This is a genomic window from Mitsuaria sp. GD03876 (assembly GCF_029840635.1).
GTDB lineage: Bacteria > Pseudomonadota > Gammaproteobacteria > Burkholderiales > Burkholderiaceae_C > Roseateles.
The window spans coordinates 82,768-96,442 of sequence record NZ_JAOCCU010000005.1 but is presented as its reverse complement, the minus strand read 5'-3'; the positions used below and the strand labels follow the sequence as shown (position 1 = coordinate 96,442).

General features: G+C 72.8%; 6 protein-coding genes. 2 read left to right on the top strand and 4 right to left on the bottom strand.

Annotation, left to right across the window (positions count from 1 at the left end; translation table 11 throughout):
• Positions 1–52 precede the first annotated feature (52 nt).
• Positions 53–1,984 (bottom strand): hypothetical protein, encoded by a 1,932-nt coding sequence (locus N5D62_RS04970; RefSeq protein ID WP_279756517.1) that lies wholly within the window; start codon positions 1,982–1,984, stop codon positions 53–55.
• A gap of 213 nt (positions 1,985–2,197) precedes the next feature.
• On the opposite strand from N5D62_RS04970, the gene N5D62_RS04965 reads away from it, so the two are divergent.
• On the top strand, positions 2,198–4,915 hold the full coding sequence (locus N5D62_RS04965) for a winged helix-turn-helix domain-containing protein (protein WP_279756515.1): 2,718 nt from the start codon (positions 2,198–2,200) through the stop codon (positions 4,913–4,915).
• A 396-nt stretch (positions 4,916–5,311) separates the two neighbouring features.
• Positions 5,312–7,822: a DUF2339 domain-containing protein gene (locus N5D62_RS04960; protein WP_279756513.1), complete on the top strand. Its 2,511-nt coding sequence runs from the start codon at positions 5,312–5,314 to the stop codon at positions 7,820–7,822.
• A 65-nt stretch (positions 7,823–7,887) separates the two neighbouring features.
• Here the strand turns inward: N5D62_RS04960 and N5D62_RS04955 are convergent, their stop codons facing one another.
• The 3 genes from N5D62_RS04955 to N5D62_RS04945 are packed head-to-tail and all read right to left on the bottom strand — an operon-like array spanning position 7,888 to position 13,510.
• Positions 7,888–9,972 (bottom strand): S9 family peptidase, encoded by a 2,085-nt coding sequence (locus tag N5D62_RS04955; protein ID WP_279756511.1) that lies wholly within the window; start codon positions 9,970–9,972, stop codon positions 7,888–7,890.
• 12 nt (positions 9,973–9,984) lie between these two features.
• Complete coding sequence (locus N5D62_RS04950; protein ID WP_279756510.1) at positions 9,985–11,286, bottom strand: MFS transporter; 1,302 nt, start codon at positions 11,284–11,286, stop codon at positions 9,985–9,987.
• A complete protein-coding gene (locus tag N5D62_RS04945) occupies positions 11,276–13,510 on the bottom strand; it encodes a TonB-dependent receptor (RefSeq protein WP_279756509.1) in 2,235 nt (744 codons plus the stop codon). The genes N5D62_RS04950 and N5D62_RS04945 overlap by 11 nt, the downstream gene beginning before the upstream one ends.
• Between the last annotated feature and the right edge of the window lie 165 nt (positions 13,511–13,675).

The following is a 13,675-nucleotide window of genomic DNA, read 5'->3' as shown; positions in this document are numbered from 1 at the left end:
CGAAGCCCCGGCCGCGATCGGCCGGGGCGGGTGCTCTCCCTGAGCGGGGGCCTCACTTGCGGATGGCGCTCCACAGGCTGTTGCGGTCGTCGGTGGCCGTGGTGTCGTACTGCGCCCAGACGCAGACCGCCTGGCCCGCCGGGTTCAGCGAGCAGGCGAAGCCGCCCTTGACCTCCGGCGCGCCGCTCTCCAGCAGCGTGGCCGCGCTCCAGGCGCCGCCCCACGGCAGTTCACGCGCGTACAGGTTCTGGACGCTGCCCAGCGGCGGTCCCAGGTCCGGGCTGCGGTAGACCAGCACCGCACGGCCGTCTCCGTCGATGCTCACGCCGTGCCCGGCCGCATAGCCATGCGCCATCGCCGCGGCCGAGAAACCGGTGCCCGGCACGTAGGTCGCGGCCTTGAGCGGCGAGGTGCTCGCGCTCCAGGTGATCACCGCCTTGCCGTCGGCGTTCATCGCCAGCTCGATCGACGAGATGCTGCTCACCAGCGTGGTGTCCAGCGCGGCCGGCGTGCTCCAGGCGTTGGTCGCGACGTCGTAGCGGCTCGCGTAGATCGCGTTGCCCTGGTGCCAGGCCGCGATCGCGTTGCCCGCGGCGTCGCCGCCCAGGCGCGGGATCGTGTCCTGCACGTTGGTCAGGATCTCCTCGATGCGCACCGGCGTCTGCCAGGCGCCGCCGGTGAAGCGGGTGGCCTTCATGCTGTCGTTCGAGTCGCCCGGGTTGCGCTCCTTCCACGCCACCGTCACCGCGCCCTGGGCGCTGACGGCCAGCTGGGCGGCACGGGTCTCGAGCGACGACTGGCTGATGTCGACGAACGCCGGCCACTGGTTGCTGCCCGCGGGCAGGCGGCTGTAGCGCACGTCGCCGTTGCCGATGCCCACGAGGTGGACGTTGCCGTCGGCGTCGATGCGCGCGTCGGTCAGCTCGCCGCCGCCGCCGTTGGTCGGCGCGAACGGCGTCGCCGTCCAGCCGGTGCCCACGGCGTAGCGGCGCGTCTGGAAGTTCTCCCGCACCCAGACCGCGGTGCCGGCGGCGTCCATCAGCAGGCGGCCGGAGACCATCTCCTCGCGCTCGCTGGTCGTCGTCAGGCCCGGCACCACCACCGCGGCGGCCCAGCCCTGGCCCGCCGTGTAGCGGCGCGAGAACACCTTGCGGGTGCGGCCGTCCGGCGTGCCGTCCGACTGCTCCCACAGGATCATCGCGTTGCCCGACCCGTCCACCGCCGACAGCAGGTGGGCGTCGGCGAACTGGTTGGTCTCGCCGACGTTGAAGTCGTTGCTGTCCTCCATCAGCGCCGCGGCCTGCCAGGCCTTGGCCGCCGCCGGGGCCGCGGCGAAGGCGGCCGTCACGTTGCGGGCCTCGCTCATCGTCACCGTGCAGGCCGCGGCGGTGCCGGAACAGGCGCCGCCCCAGCCTTGCAGCACTTGGCCCTGCGCGGGCGCGGCCGTCAGCACGACCTGCGTGGCCGCGGCGTAGGTGGCGCTGCAGGCGGTGCCGCAATCGATGCCGGCGGGCAGCGAGGTGACCTTGCCGTTACCGGTGACGGCCACCGTCAGGCCGAAGGTGGCGGTCGGCGCGGCCCGGAAGGTGGCCGAGACCGCCGTCGCCTGGGTCACCGTCACGCTGCAAGTCGGCGTGGCGGTGGTGGCGCAGGCGCCGCCCCAGCTGTCGAAGACCTGGCCGGCGGCCGGCGTCGCCGTCAGTTGCAGGACCGTGTTGGCCGCCACCGTGGCGGTGCAGGCGGTGCCGCAGTCCAGGCCGCCGGTGTTGCTGGTGATCTTGCCGTTGCCGGTGACGCTGGCCGTCACCGCGTAGGTCACCGGGGTGCCCGGGCCGCCCGGACCGCCGGGGCCGGGATCGACCGGGTCATCGGAATCGTCTTCCAGGCAACCGGTCAGCGCCGACGCGGCGATCACGGCCACCGCCAGCCACCCGAGCCTGCGCGCTTGCCGCGAGGCGGTCTCTCTCGATTGTTTGTATGTCATGCCTTGAATGGAGTTGCGGTCGAAAAGGGTCTCGCGCCCTGGGAGGACACGATCGCGGTCGATGCTAGGTTTGGCCCCCCGGCGGTGTCGGCACGCCCCGGTCACGGCCCGATAACGGATCGGTAACGTCGCCGATTCCCGTGTCGGCCCGCGCCGGGCGATTCCGGCGGCCGGGGTTTAATCGCCGCGTTACCGCTTTCCTGGATGGTTTTGATGTCTGTTTCGATGGAGAAGTCAGCCTTCAGTTACCGATTCGGTACCGCCGAATTCGATGAAGCCCGTTTCGAGCTGCGCGTCGCCGGACTGCCGGTGGAAGTCGAGCGCCGCGCCCTGGAGGTGCTGGCCTACCTGCTGCGGCACGCCGGCGAGGTCGTGACCAAGGACGAACTGCTGCGCGAGGTCTGGGCCGGACGGGTCACCGTCGACAAGGTGTTGCCCAACGCGATCAACAAGCTGCGCCGGGCGCTGGGCGAGAGCAACGCCGGCCACATCGCCACGCAGGCCCGGGTCGGTTACCGGCTCGAGGGACCGGTCACCCGCACCGCCGTCGGGCGGCAGTTCGCCAGTCCGCTGGCGCTGGCGGCCGGCCAGCCGGTGCCGGGTCGTGCGAACTTCGCCCTGGTCCGGCAGCTCGGCCGCACCGGCGGCAGCGAGGTCTGGCTGGGCGAGCATCCGAAGACGCGGGAGCAGCGGGTCTACAAGTTCGCGCTGGACACCACCCGGCTGCGCGCGCTCAAGCGCGAGGTGACCTTGCTGCGGCTGCTGCAGGAAGGCCTGGACGACCCGGGCCGCGTGGTCGAGGTGCTGGACTGGAACTTCGAGGTCGCGCCGTTCTTCCTGGAATGCCGCTACGGCGGCGCGACGCTGGGCGACTGGGCGGAGGCCCACCTGGCGCGGCTGGACCCGGGGGCGCGGCTGGCGCTGTTCCTGCAGATCGCCGACGCGGTGGCCGCGGCGCACGCGGTCGGCGTGCTGCACAAGGACTTGAAACCGGCCAACGTGCTGGTCGACGGCGACCCGGCCCGGCCGCAGGTCCGGCTGACCGACTTCGGCAGCGGCCACCTGATGGAGGCGGACCGGCTGGAGCAGCTCGGCATCACGCGGCTGGGCATGACGGTGGAGGAGGGCGCGATCGGCGACAACGCCACCACCGGCACGCCGCTGTACGTGGCGCCGGAGCTGTTCGCCGGCCATGTGCCGACGGTGCGCAGCGATGTCTACGCGCTGGGCGTGCTGCTGTACCAGCTGCTGTCGGGGCGGGTCGGGCAGCCGATGGCGCCGGGCTGGGAAAGCGAGATCGAGGACGAGTTGCTGCGCGAGGACCTGCGCCTGGCCACCGACGGCAATCCGCTGCGCCGCCTGGCCGGCGCGGATGAGCTGGCCGACCGGCTGCGCCGGCTGGAGGCGCGCCGGGCGGCGCTGCGGGCGAGCCGCGACGCGGAGGACGCGCTCAAGCGCGACCGCGAGACGCTGGCCCGCGCGCAGGCGCGGCGTCCGATCGCGCGGGCGCTGATCGCGGTGCTGGTGCTGGGCGTGGCGGTGGCGGTCTGGCTGCAGCAGGAAGCGGTCCAGGCGCGCAACGCGGCGCGCACCGAGCTCGAGCGCGCGACCGCGCTGACCCGTTTCCTGACCGAGGACCTGATCGGCCGGACCAATCCGCTGGTCTCGGCCAAGGGCGCGGAGACGACGCTGCGCGAGGTGCTGCAGAGCGCGCGCGACCGGGTGCCCAAGCGCTTCGGCGCGCAGTCCGAGACCGAGGCGGCGATCCACGAGAGCCTGGCTTCGCTGTTCAGCGCCATCGACCAGTTCCCGGACGCGGAGAAGGAGGCGCGCGCCGCGCTGCTGCTGATGGAGCGCGACGGCGAGGCCGACGGCCGCCAGGGCCTGCAGGCGAGGGCGGTGCTGGTGCGGGTGCTGAGCAAGCTGGGCCGGCGCGACGAGGCGCAGAAGGAACTCGAACGGCTGCAGGCGCTGAGCGCGCCCTTGCTGGCCACCGACGCGCAGGCGCGGCGGCGCCTGGCGATGGCCGAGGGCACGCTGCTGGTCGACCGCAACGAATTCGCGCGCGCGGTGCCGGTGCTGCGGGCCGCGGTCGAGGGCGAGGACGCGAGGGACCCGGCGGCGACCGCGCAGCGCGACGTGCTGCGCCTGGACCTGATCTTCTCGCTGGCGATGGCCGGCAAGGACGAGGAGGCGCGCGAGGAGGGCCGGCGGCTGATCGAGGAGGCGCGCGGCCGCAAGGAGGACAACGAGCTGCTGATCGCGATGACCCGGCTGGCGCTGGCGCGGGCGCAGGGCGAGAACCACGCGGCGGTGGAGGCGCTGCTGCTGCAGGCGCAGCCGGTGATCGTGGCCCGGCTGGGGGAGAACCATTCGCGCCACATCACGCTGCTCAACGAGCTGATGGCGGTGGCGTTCCGGCGCGCGGACTGGCCGCGCGCGATCGAGTACGGCGAGAAGGTCTACCTCCGCGCCCGCGCCAAGCTGGGCGACGCGCATCCGGTCACCTACGTCACGATGCTGAACTGGGCGCGGGCGCAGAACGAGGCCGGCCAGGCGGCGCAGGCGCTGGACAAGGCGCGCCAGGCGCAGCAGCAGCTCGCGCGGCTGGCGGGGCCCAAGGCGCCGCAGACCCAGGACGCGACCTTCGTGCTGGCGCTGGTGGAACTGCAGCTGCACCACACGGCGCGGGCGCAGGCGCTGATCGACCAGCTCGACGCCGAGGTGCTGGAGGCGACCCGCGCTACCGGCGCCTGGGGCGCGGGCATCGACGCGCTGCGCGGCGTGGCGCTGCAGCAGCGCGGAGACACGGTCGCGGCGCGGCGCGTGCTCGACACGGCGCTGGCGGCGATCGCCGAGGACGAGGAATCGCTGGACCAGCCGGGCCGGATCTACCTGGTGGCCAAGGCGGCGCGCGACCAATTGCGGTGAGTCGCGCCTCCTGAACGGGTGGGGGGCGCCTGGCGCTCCCCCGTGTTTTCGGCATGGACGGCGCCGGCGCTTCGCGCACACTGCGCGGCCATGAGCGCGTTCGTCACCCTGTTACTCCTTGTCGCCGTCGGCATCCTCTGGTCGGACCTCGCTGCGCTGAAGCGGCGTGTCCGGCAGTTGGAAGAACTCCTGGCCAAGCGGCCGGCCGAGACCGTCCGCCGCGCACCGCTGCCGTCGGAGGTCGTCGTGTCCGCCGCGCCGCCCGCCGACGGGCCACGGCCCGCAGCGGCGAGCGCCGCGCCGACACCGGCCGGGGCGACCGCCGCGACCGCTGCGACTGCCGCGACTGCCGCACCCGCCGCACCCGCCGCGGAAGGCACGGCGCCACAGGCGCCCATGCCGCCGCGACCGAAGGCGGCGAGCCTCCCGGTGCCGACGATCAACGCGCCCGTCGACACCAAGCCGTCCTGGCAGGTCTCGTTGTTCGACCTGCTGCGCAAGAACCTGTTCGCGGTCGCCGGCATCGGCCTGCTGCTGCTGGGCTTCGTCTTCCTGTTCCATTCGATCGAATGGGGTCACCTGCTGTCCCCGATCGCCAAGGTCTCGCTGGCCTGGGCGGCGGCCGCGGGCCTGGGCTTCGCCGGCGTGCGGCTGAGCGCGCGCAACGCGCTGTGGGGTCAGGTCGTGCAGGGCGGCGCCGCCGCGATCGGTTACCTCGCCACCTACGCGGGCGCGTCCGGCTACGAGGTGCTGACGCCGTGGACGGCCTTGACGCTGTTCGCGGCGATCTCGGGCGTGCTGGTCTGGCGCTCGCTGAAGGAGGACGCGAAGGTCCTGGCCGGCGTTGGTTTCCTCGGCGCCTACGCCGCGCCGCTGCTGGCGATGTACGGAGCGGGCGGGCTGCTGTTCAACCTGATCTACGGCCTGATCGTCACCGCCTCGGCGCTGTGGGTCAGCCACACGCGGCGCTGGCAGGAGATCGGCGTCCACGCGCATGTCTGCGCGGCGGGGCTGGCGTCGCTCGCCACCGTCGGCTCGGCCCATGAACCGGCGCTGCCCGCGTGGCAGCAGCAGGCGTTGCTCCACGCCTACCTCGCGCAGTTCGCCGGCTGGGCGCTGATCTGGGCGAATCGCTATGGCGGCAAGGCGGACGCGGTCGCCGACGCCAGGGCGTCCCATGCACGATCGGGTTCGGGTTCGGGCTCCGAGTCGGAGTCGGAGTCGGAGTCGGAGTCGGATGCGAGTGCGAGCGCGAGTGCGAGTGCGAGCGCGACAGCCATGCCAGCAGCCTCGGGCGCGGCGCGCCTGGCCTGGGAGACGCCGATCCTGGTGACCTGCTTCTCGATGAGCGTCGTGCTCTACCTGGGGGTCCAGGGCTGGCTGCTGGGGCCGTTGGCGTTCATGGCGGTCGCGTTCGCCGCGGCGGCAATGCTGGGCCTCGGCGCGATGAAGGCCTTCCCGCAGCCCGCGCTGCGCGAGACGGCCTGGGTGCTCGCGGCGTTCAGCGTGGCCGCCGGCTTGATGCAGGGCGATCTGTCCCCGGCGGTGTCGAGCCTGGGCCTGTTCGCCGAGGGCGCGATCCTGATGCTCTCGGCGCGCGACGGGTCGTTCATCCGCCGCTGGGTGGCCCGCGGCCTGGTGATCGTCGGCGCGGTGTCGATGACCGGCGTGACGGGCTCATGGCCGGCCGGGTTGCTGCTGCTCGCGGCGCTCGCGCTCTCGCTGCGCATGGACTATCTCGGCCGGGCCCTCGACGCCCGATTGGCGGCGGTCATCACGGTCGGGGCCGCGGCGGTCTTCACCTACCGGCAGCTGGGACTGGGCGCCGAAGCGTGGCCGACGTTCGTGTTGATCCTGTTGGCGGTCACCGCGGTCAGCGTGGCGGTCCGGATGTGGCGTCGCGGACCGGCGCTCGGCGAGGTCCGGGAGAGGCCGACGCCCACGGCGCCGGCTCCCGTCCCGAACCCGCTGGCGATGCCCGTGCGGACGTCGACGCGGACCTCGACGCCGACGCCCGTGTCGGCGCTGTTCGCTGGCGCCTTGGCGTTGGCTTGGTTGGCGTTGGTGCCGTCGCAGCCCACCCTGGCGCGCGCGATGAACCTGGCCGCGCTGATCGCGCCGGTCGTCTTCGGCGCCGCGATGGCCGGCTGGCGCCTGCGCCGGCCGATGGACCCGCGCCTGGCCGAACCCATCAAGGCGCAGCTCTGGCTCGCCGGCCTGCTGCCGGCGCTCGTCGCCCACGCGCTGTCCTATCCGTGGCCCGTGATCGCGCTGCTGGCGGTCACCGGCACGGCGGCGTTCGCGCAGGTCCTGCGCGCCTGGCCCGCGCTGGCGGCCCTCGGCGCCGGCGGCGCCATCACGGCGCCGCGCGTGGCGCTGGTGGGGTTGCTGACGTCGGCGATCCCGCTGGTGCTCGCCGCGGAGCCGTCCGCCGAGACGACGCAGGCGGTCTGGTGGCTGGCCGCGATCGCCTTCTTCGCGGCGCTGGCGACGTGGCGGATGCTCGGCGATGCCGTCCCGGTGGAGGCCCGTCGGGTGGCCACGGCGGCCCTGGGCGTGGCGATGGGCTATGTCGTGGTCCGCGGCGCGACCGACGGGCCCGATGCCGCCTTCCCGCTCGCCTGGGAGAGCTACCTGTTGCCGCTGGCGCTGGCCGCCGTCGGTGTCGCCTCGCTGTTCCTGAGCACCCGGCGCCGCGAGCGCCTGGCCTGGCAGGTCTCCGCCGTCGTCTGCGCGATCGCGATGGCCAAGCTGCTGCTGTCGCTGGGCAGCTGGGCCTTCTCGCCGATGGGCATCGTCGGCAGCCTGCTGGGCATGGGCGCGCTGTTCCTGCTGGCGGGCTACCTGGCGCCGCAGCCACCGGCGCGCGAGGCGCCGCCGGCGGTGGGCGATTCGCCGGCGGCCTGACGGGACCGTGGCGGCACCGGGCCCCGGTACGCCACCGAACCGCGCCCGCCGCCGGACCGGTCGACCTACCGGGTCGCGCCCGACCGCTGACCGACGCGTTCGCCGGCGGCCTCGTCCTCCGCCTCGCTCTTGCGGAACCACTGCACGATCAGGTCCAGCATGTCCAGGTACTGGCTCGGATGCCGTTCCAGTCCGTGGTTGTTGTCGGGGAAGGTGGCCAGCGCCGCCTTCACGCCGCAGAGCTTGAGCGCCGTGTAATACATCTCCGACTGCGACAGCGGCGTGCGCCAGTCCACGTCGCCGCACAGCACGATGGTGGGCGTCTTGACCCGGTTCACCACCGAGATCGGCGAGTGCTGCCAGTAGTTCTCCAGCATGCCGGGCTCCCACGGCGGGGCGGGGCGCCAGTAGAAGGGGTAGTAGTCGGACCGGTCCTGGGTCAGCACCGCGCTGGTCCAGTCCATCACCCCGTAGACCACCGCCGCGCTCTTGAAGCGGTCGGTGTGCCCGATCAGCCAGCTCGACATCAACCCGCCGGCGGACTCGCCCGCCAGGAACACCCGGTCCGTGTCGAGGCCCTGCGTCTGCACGACATGCTCGACCGCGTCGACGATCCGCAGGTCGTCCGGGCCGGGGAAGTTGTGATGGATCGCGTCGGTGAAGGCTTCGCCGTAGCCCAGCGAGCCGCGCGGATTGAGCATCAGCACCGCGTAGCCGCGCGCCGCCCACAACTGCGGCGCGATCGCGAAATGCGGCCCCCAGGCCAGGTAGGGCCCGCCATGCAGCCAGACGATCAACGGCAGCCGCTCCCCGGCGCGCGCGCCGGGCGGCCGCAGCAGCCAGCCTTGCGTCGGCGTGGGCGTCGGCGCCCACAGCATCTCGATGGGCGCGACGGCGCGTTCGGCCAGCCAGGCGCCGTGCTCGCTCAGCTGCTCGCTGCGCACGCCGTCGGCGTGCAGCACCGCGACCTCGTCGGTGCGGTCGGCGCGGCCTTCCAGGTAGGCGACCTGGCCGTCGTCGGACACGCTGATGCCCTTGTTCCAGAGCACGTAGCCCGACGCCGCCGAGCCGCCCAGCCCGGTGCGCCGCATCGACCAGCGGCCTTGCAGGTCCAGGCGCGCCAGGCCGCCGTCGCCCTGGCGCGTCTGCAGCACCAGCAGCGCCTGGCTGTCGGGCTCCCAGACCAGGTCCTGGTGGATCTCCAGCGTCTCCGGGTGGGCGAAGGAACGGATCGGGCCGCCTTCGCGCGGCATCACGTGCACGCTGTGCGTGTGGAAGGCGCGCCGCCGGTTCTTGAAGCCGGCGAAGGCGATCCACCGGCCGTCCGGCGACAGCGTCGCGCGGCAGACCACGCCGCCGAAGTCGCTGAGCTGGCGCACCGCGCCGTCGGCCAGCGCGAACTCGTAGACCTCCGAGGCGAGGTTGAGCTCCGGATCCCACGGGCCCTGCGTCGGCGCGGGCCGCTGCATCGACATCAGCAGGTGGCGGCCGTCCGGCGTCCAGTTGATCCGTCCGGCCAGGTTGAGCTTGGTGATCGCCGACGCCGGGCCGCCGTGGTCGAACGGATCGAAGGTGAACTGGCGCACCGCGCCGCTGGCCACCTCCAGCAGATGGATCTGGTGATGGCCGTGGGGCCGCTCGTCGTCCAGGCCTTCGAGCCGGCGCAGCGCCCGCTCGGTGTAGCGCGCCGGCGGCGCCCACTGCGCGGTGCGCCGCGCATGCCAGGCGGGTGCCTCGCGCAGCGGTCCGCGGGGCGGCGCCTCGCGCACCAGCATCACGAAGGCGATGCGCGCGCCGTCGGGCGACCAGGCCAGGCCCTGCGCGCCTTCGGGCAAGGGCGCGGCCAGCGTCTCGCGCCGCGTCGCGACGTCCCACAGCGCGATCTCGCAGCCGTCCGCCGCCGGCCGCACCCAGGCGAGCCGGCCGCTGTCGGGCGACCAGCGCGGCTGGCTGCCGGCGCCGATCGTGAAGGCCCGCCGCCCGGCGCGCTCGACGACGCGGACCTCCTCGGTCCACACGTCCTCGTCGGCCAGCGGCCGCGCCAGCGTGTAGGCCACCCAGCGGCCGTCCGGCGAGATCTGCGGGTCGTTGGGGTTGCGCAGGGCGTAGTAGTCCTCTTCCCGCAGCGCGGGCAACACATGGGCCGTCATGGCCGTCTCCTTTTACTGGCGGGCGTCGCGCCGGGCGTTGCGCCAGGCGATCCCGAGATGGATGAAGAGCATCACGCCGAGCAGCTTCACAGCGAGCATGGCGTACTTGAGCGATTCGCCGCCGTACCGGGCGGCCAGCAGGTCGCTGCCCAGGCCGATCAGCAGCGGGCCTCCGCCGTTGCCGAGCAGGGTCAGCACCAGCAGGAAGACGGACGAGGCCAGCACGCGCAGCCGGCGCGGCACGGTCCCGTGGATCATCGACAGCACCGGCCCGTTGGGCATGGCGCCGAAGGTGGTGGCCGCCACGTGCGCGGCGAAGGCCACCGGCAGGCTGGGCGCGAACAGCACGCCCAGGATGCAGGGGAAGGTCAGCAGGTAGGTCCCCATGCAGAAGACCAGCAGCCGGTCCATGCGGTCGCCGCCGATGCGGTTGCCCATCACGCCGCCCAGCAGCAGCCCCAGCAGCGCGCCGCCGGCATAGGCGCCGCCGAAGAAGGCGGCCGCCTCGTCGGGCCGCAGCCCGAACTGCCGGTTGTAGAAGCTGGGCATCCACTGCGACAGCCCGTAGACCGCGAACGACGCCCAGCTGAAGGCGAACATGATGTGCACGAACGCGCCCTGGCGCATCAGCTCGCGCACGCCGTCCTGCCAGCGCGGCGCGGGCTCGTCGTCGGCGCTGGCCTCGACCGGCTCGACCGCGACGGCCGGTTGGTCGCGCACCAGCCAGCGCTGCAACAGCGCGACGCCGAGCATCGCGACGCCGAACACCAGGAAGGCCGAGCGCCAGCCATGTCGCACCGCCAGCCAGGCGCCGATCACCAGCGGCAGCGTGCCGCCGATGAAGTCCCCGGCGGTGTAGGCCGCCATCGCGCCCGAGCGCCGCCGCGGCGGGAAGTGCTCCGCCACCAGCGCCTGCCCCAGCGGCCAGGCGGCGGCGGGCCCGGTGCCGGCCACCAGCCGCGCGGCGATCAGGTGCCACAGCGAGCTGCAGCCCGCGGTCACGAAGTTGGCCACCGCGCAGACCGCCATGCTGACGGCCAGCACCAGCGAGTTGCCATGGCGCCCGGCCCAGTGCGAGATCGGCAGCGCCAGCAGCGCGTACGACACCGCCGAGCCGTAGCCGGTCAGCAGCCCGAGCTGCGCGTCGGAGAAACCGAACTCCGCCTTGATCAGCGGCAGCACCGCCGACAGCAGCGTGCTGCCGGACTGCGCCGCCGCGTTGACCAGCGTGAGCACCGCCAGCACCACGAGGGGGCCGGCGCCGCCCCGTTCTTCCGTCCGCGGCGCGGCGGCGGGCACGGCATCAATAGTCATAACGCAGGTTCAGCCCGACGGTGCGGGGGCGGATCGGATACCACTGCGTGTAGTTCACCGCGCCCGGGTTCTGGTAGGTCGAGTAGTTCACCACCGCGCTGGACTGGCCCCGCTTGTCGGCCACGTTCTGCGCGAACACGGCCAGCTCGATCTGCGACCAGGTCAGCGTCCAGCGCAGGTCCAGCGTCGTGTAGGCGGGCAGGTCCAGGTCGGCGTCGAGCTGCGCCTTGCGCTTGCCGGTGTGCTGCAGCACCGCGCCGAGCGTGGAGCTGGCGTCGAACGGGCCGGCCCAGCGGTAGGCCGCCTCCAGCGTGGACTGGAACTTCGCCACGCCCGGCAGCTGCGTGCCGGAGGCCACGTCGCGGCCGTTGGCCGACACGAAGGACGCACCCAGCTTGGCGTCCGTCACCGCGACCGACGCGTTGAGCGTCAGGTCGCTGCGGGGCCGCCAGCCCAGCGTCGCCTCCAGGCCGTTGGAGCGGGCCTTGGCCACGTTGCCGATCACGATGAAGCCCTCCGGATTCGCGGTCGAGACCTGGATGTTCTTCCAATCCAGCGTGAACACGCTCAGGTCCAACGAGAGGTTGCGCGCCGGCTGCAGCCGCAGCCCGGCCTCGTAGTTCCACAGCGAGTCGGACTTGTAGGGCGTCGAGCCGGTCGTGTTGATGCCGCCGAAGCGATAGCCGCGCGACGCGGTCGCGTAGGCCGCGACCTGCGGCGAGAACTGGTAGCGCGTGCTGAAGCGCGGCGTGGTGCCGCTGTCCTTGTCCTGGAAGTAGTCCAGCGGCGCGCCGAAGTTGGAGCGCTCGAAGTCGACGCTGGTCTTGAAGCGGCGGGCGCCGGCGCCGACGTTCCAGTTCGGCGTGAGCTTCCAGTCCACGTCGGCGAAGACGGAGTTCTCGACCGCCTCGCCGCGGCGCAGCGTCTCGAAGTAGATGTCGCCGGGCAGGTTCTCCGGGTCGTTGGCGCCGGGCAGCGTGACCTTCTGCGTGCGGAAGAAGTTGGCCTTCTGGTGGAAGGCGCCGACCAGCCAGTTCAGGTCGCCGGGCGTGGCCGGGGCCAGCCGGATCTCCTGCGTGAACGAGTTGGAGCTGCGCCGCTCGGTGTTCAGCGCCCGGTCCACGTTGGGGTAGTTCACGCCGCCGTAGATCGTGAAGTCGGGGACCAGCTGGTAGGTCAGGTCGCTGTCCTGGTTGCGGCGCTTGGTCTGGTAGCCGGTCAGCGAGGTCAGCCGCAGGCCGGCCACCTCCCAGTTGACCTGCACGGTGCCGAGGTCGAATTTCGAATCGACCTTCGCGTCGGTCGGCGCGTTGACGCTGAGCCGGTTCGGGTCGGGCGAGACGCCGGAGTCGCCGTCCTGCGTGCTCTTCTGCCGCACGTAGGTGGCGGTCAGGTCCAGGCCGGTCATCGGCTTGACCGCCAGGATCACGCGGGCCGAGTCGGCGTTGCCGACGTTGACGTCCTTGCGGCCGGTGGTGCCGTTGTCGACGTAGCCCGGGTCGCGGCGCTTGCCCAGCACGACGCGCAGCGCGGCCACGCCGTCGACCAGCGGCTGGTTGGCCATCGCGGCCCAGTTGTAGCCGGTGCCGCCGCCGGAGACGCTGCTGGCGCCGGCCTGCACGGTGAAGCGCTGCTCGCGCAGGTCGGGCTTGGCGAACAGGTAGCGCACCGCGCCGCCCAGCGAGGACGAGCCGTACAGCGCGCCCTGCGGCCCGCGCAGCACCTCGACGCGCTCCAGGTCGAAGGGCATCACGTCGGGGCTGGAGATGTAGACGTAGGGGTCGGTGAAGGGCACGTCCTCGATGTAGATGCCGGTCGAGGCCTGGCCGAAGATGACGTTGTCCGAGCTGGTGTTGGTGCCGATGCCGCGGATGCTGTAGAGCGCGCCGTCGGCGTTGCCCTTGTTGAACTGCACGCCGGGGCTGAGCTTGAAGACGCTCTCGGCGTCGACGGCGCCCAGCTGCTCGAGCTTGCTGCCCGACAGCGCGGTGACGGTGCCGGCGATCTCGCTCTGCAGCTGGCGGCGCTTGCTGGAGGTGATCTCGACGCGGTCCAGCGCCACCGGCGCCTTGTCGTCCGCGCCGGGCTTGGCCTCCGGCTTCGGGGGCTCGGGGGCGGCCTGCTGGGCGGCGGCGGCCAGGCTGATCAGCGAGCCGACGGCCAGCAGCAACGGGGTTCGGCGGAAGGTGCGCGAGGCGGCGCACGGCGAGGGACGCGGGACCATGAATCTCTCCAGACGGGGGTGGAAGTTCTGTCGCTCGACGCGGCCGGGACGGCACCGCGGTTCATGGACCGGCATGGTAAGAAGCGTGTCACGCGCTTGAAATATCCCCCCCGAGATAAGCTGTTACCCATGGGTGGGGGCCAGCCCGGCGAGGCATGATGGCGC

Coding starts and splice junctions, on each gene's coding strand:
- N5D62_RS04950 (WP_279756510.1), bottom strand. CDS start 11,286: ATGACTATTGATGCCGTGCCCGCCGCCGCGCCGCGGACGGAAGAACGG.
- N5D62_RS04960 (WP_279756513.1), top strand. CDS start 5,312: ATGCCGCCGCGACCGAAGGCGGCGAGCCTCCCGGTGCCGACGATCAAC.
- N5D62_RS04945 (WP_279756509.1), bottom strand. CDS start 13,510: ATGGTCCCGCGTCCCTCGCCGTGCGCCGCCTCGCGCACCTTCCGCCGA.
- N5D62_RS04970 (WP_279756517.1), bottom strand. CDS start 1,984: ATGACATACAAACAATCGAGAGAGACCGCCTCGCGGCAAGCGCGCAGG.
- N5D62_RS04965 (WP_279756515.1), top strand. CDS start 2,198: ATGTCTGTTTCGATGGAGAAGTCAGCCTTCAGTTACCGATTCGGTACC.
- N5D62_RS04955 (WP_279756511.1), bottom strand. CDS start 9,972: ATGACGGCCCATGTGTTGCCCGCGCTGCGGGAAGAGGACTACTACGCC.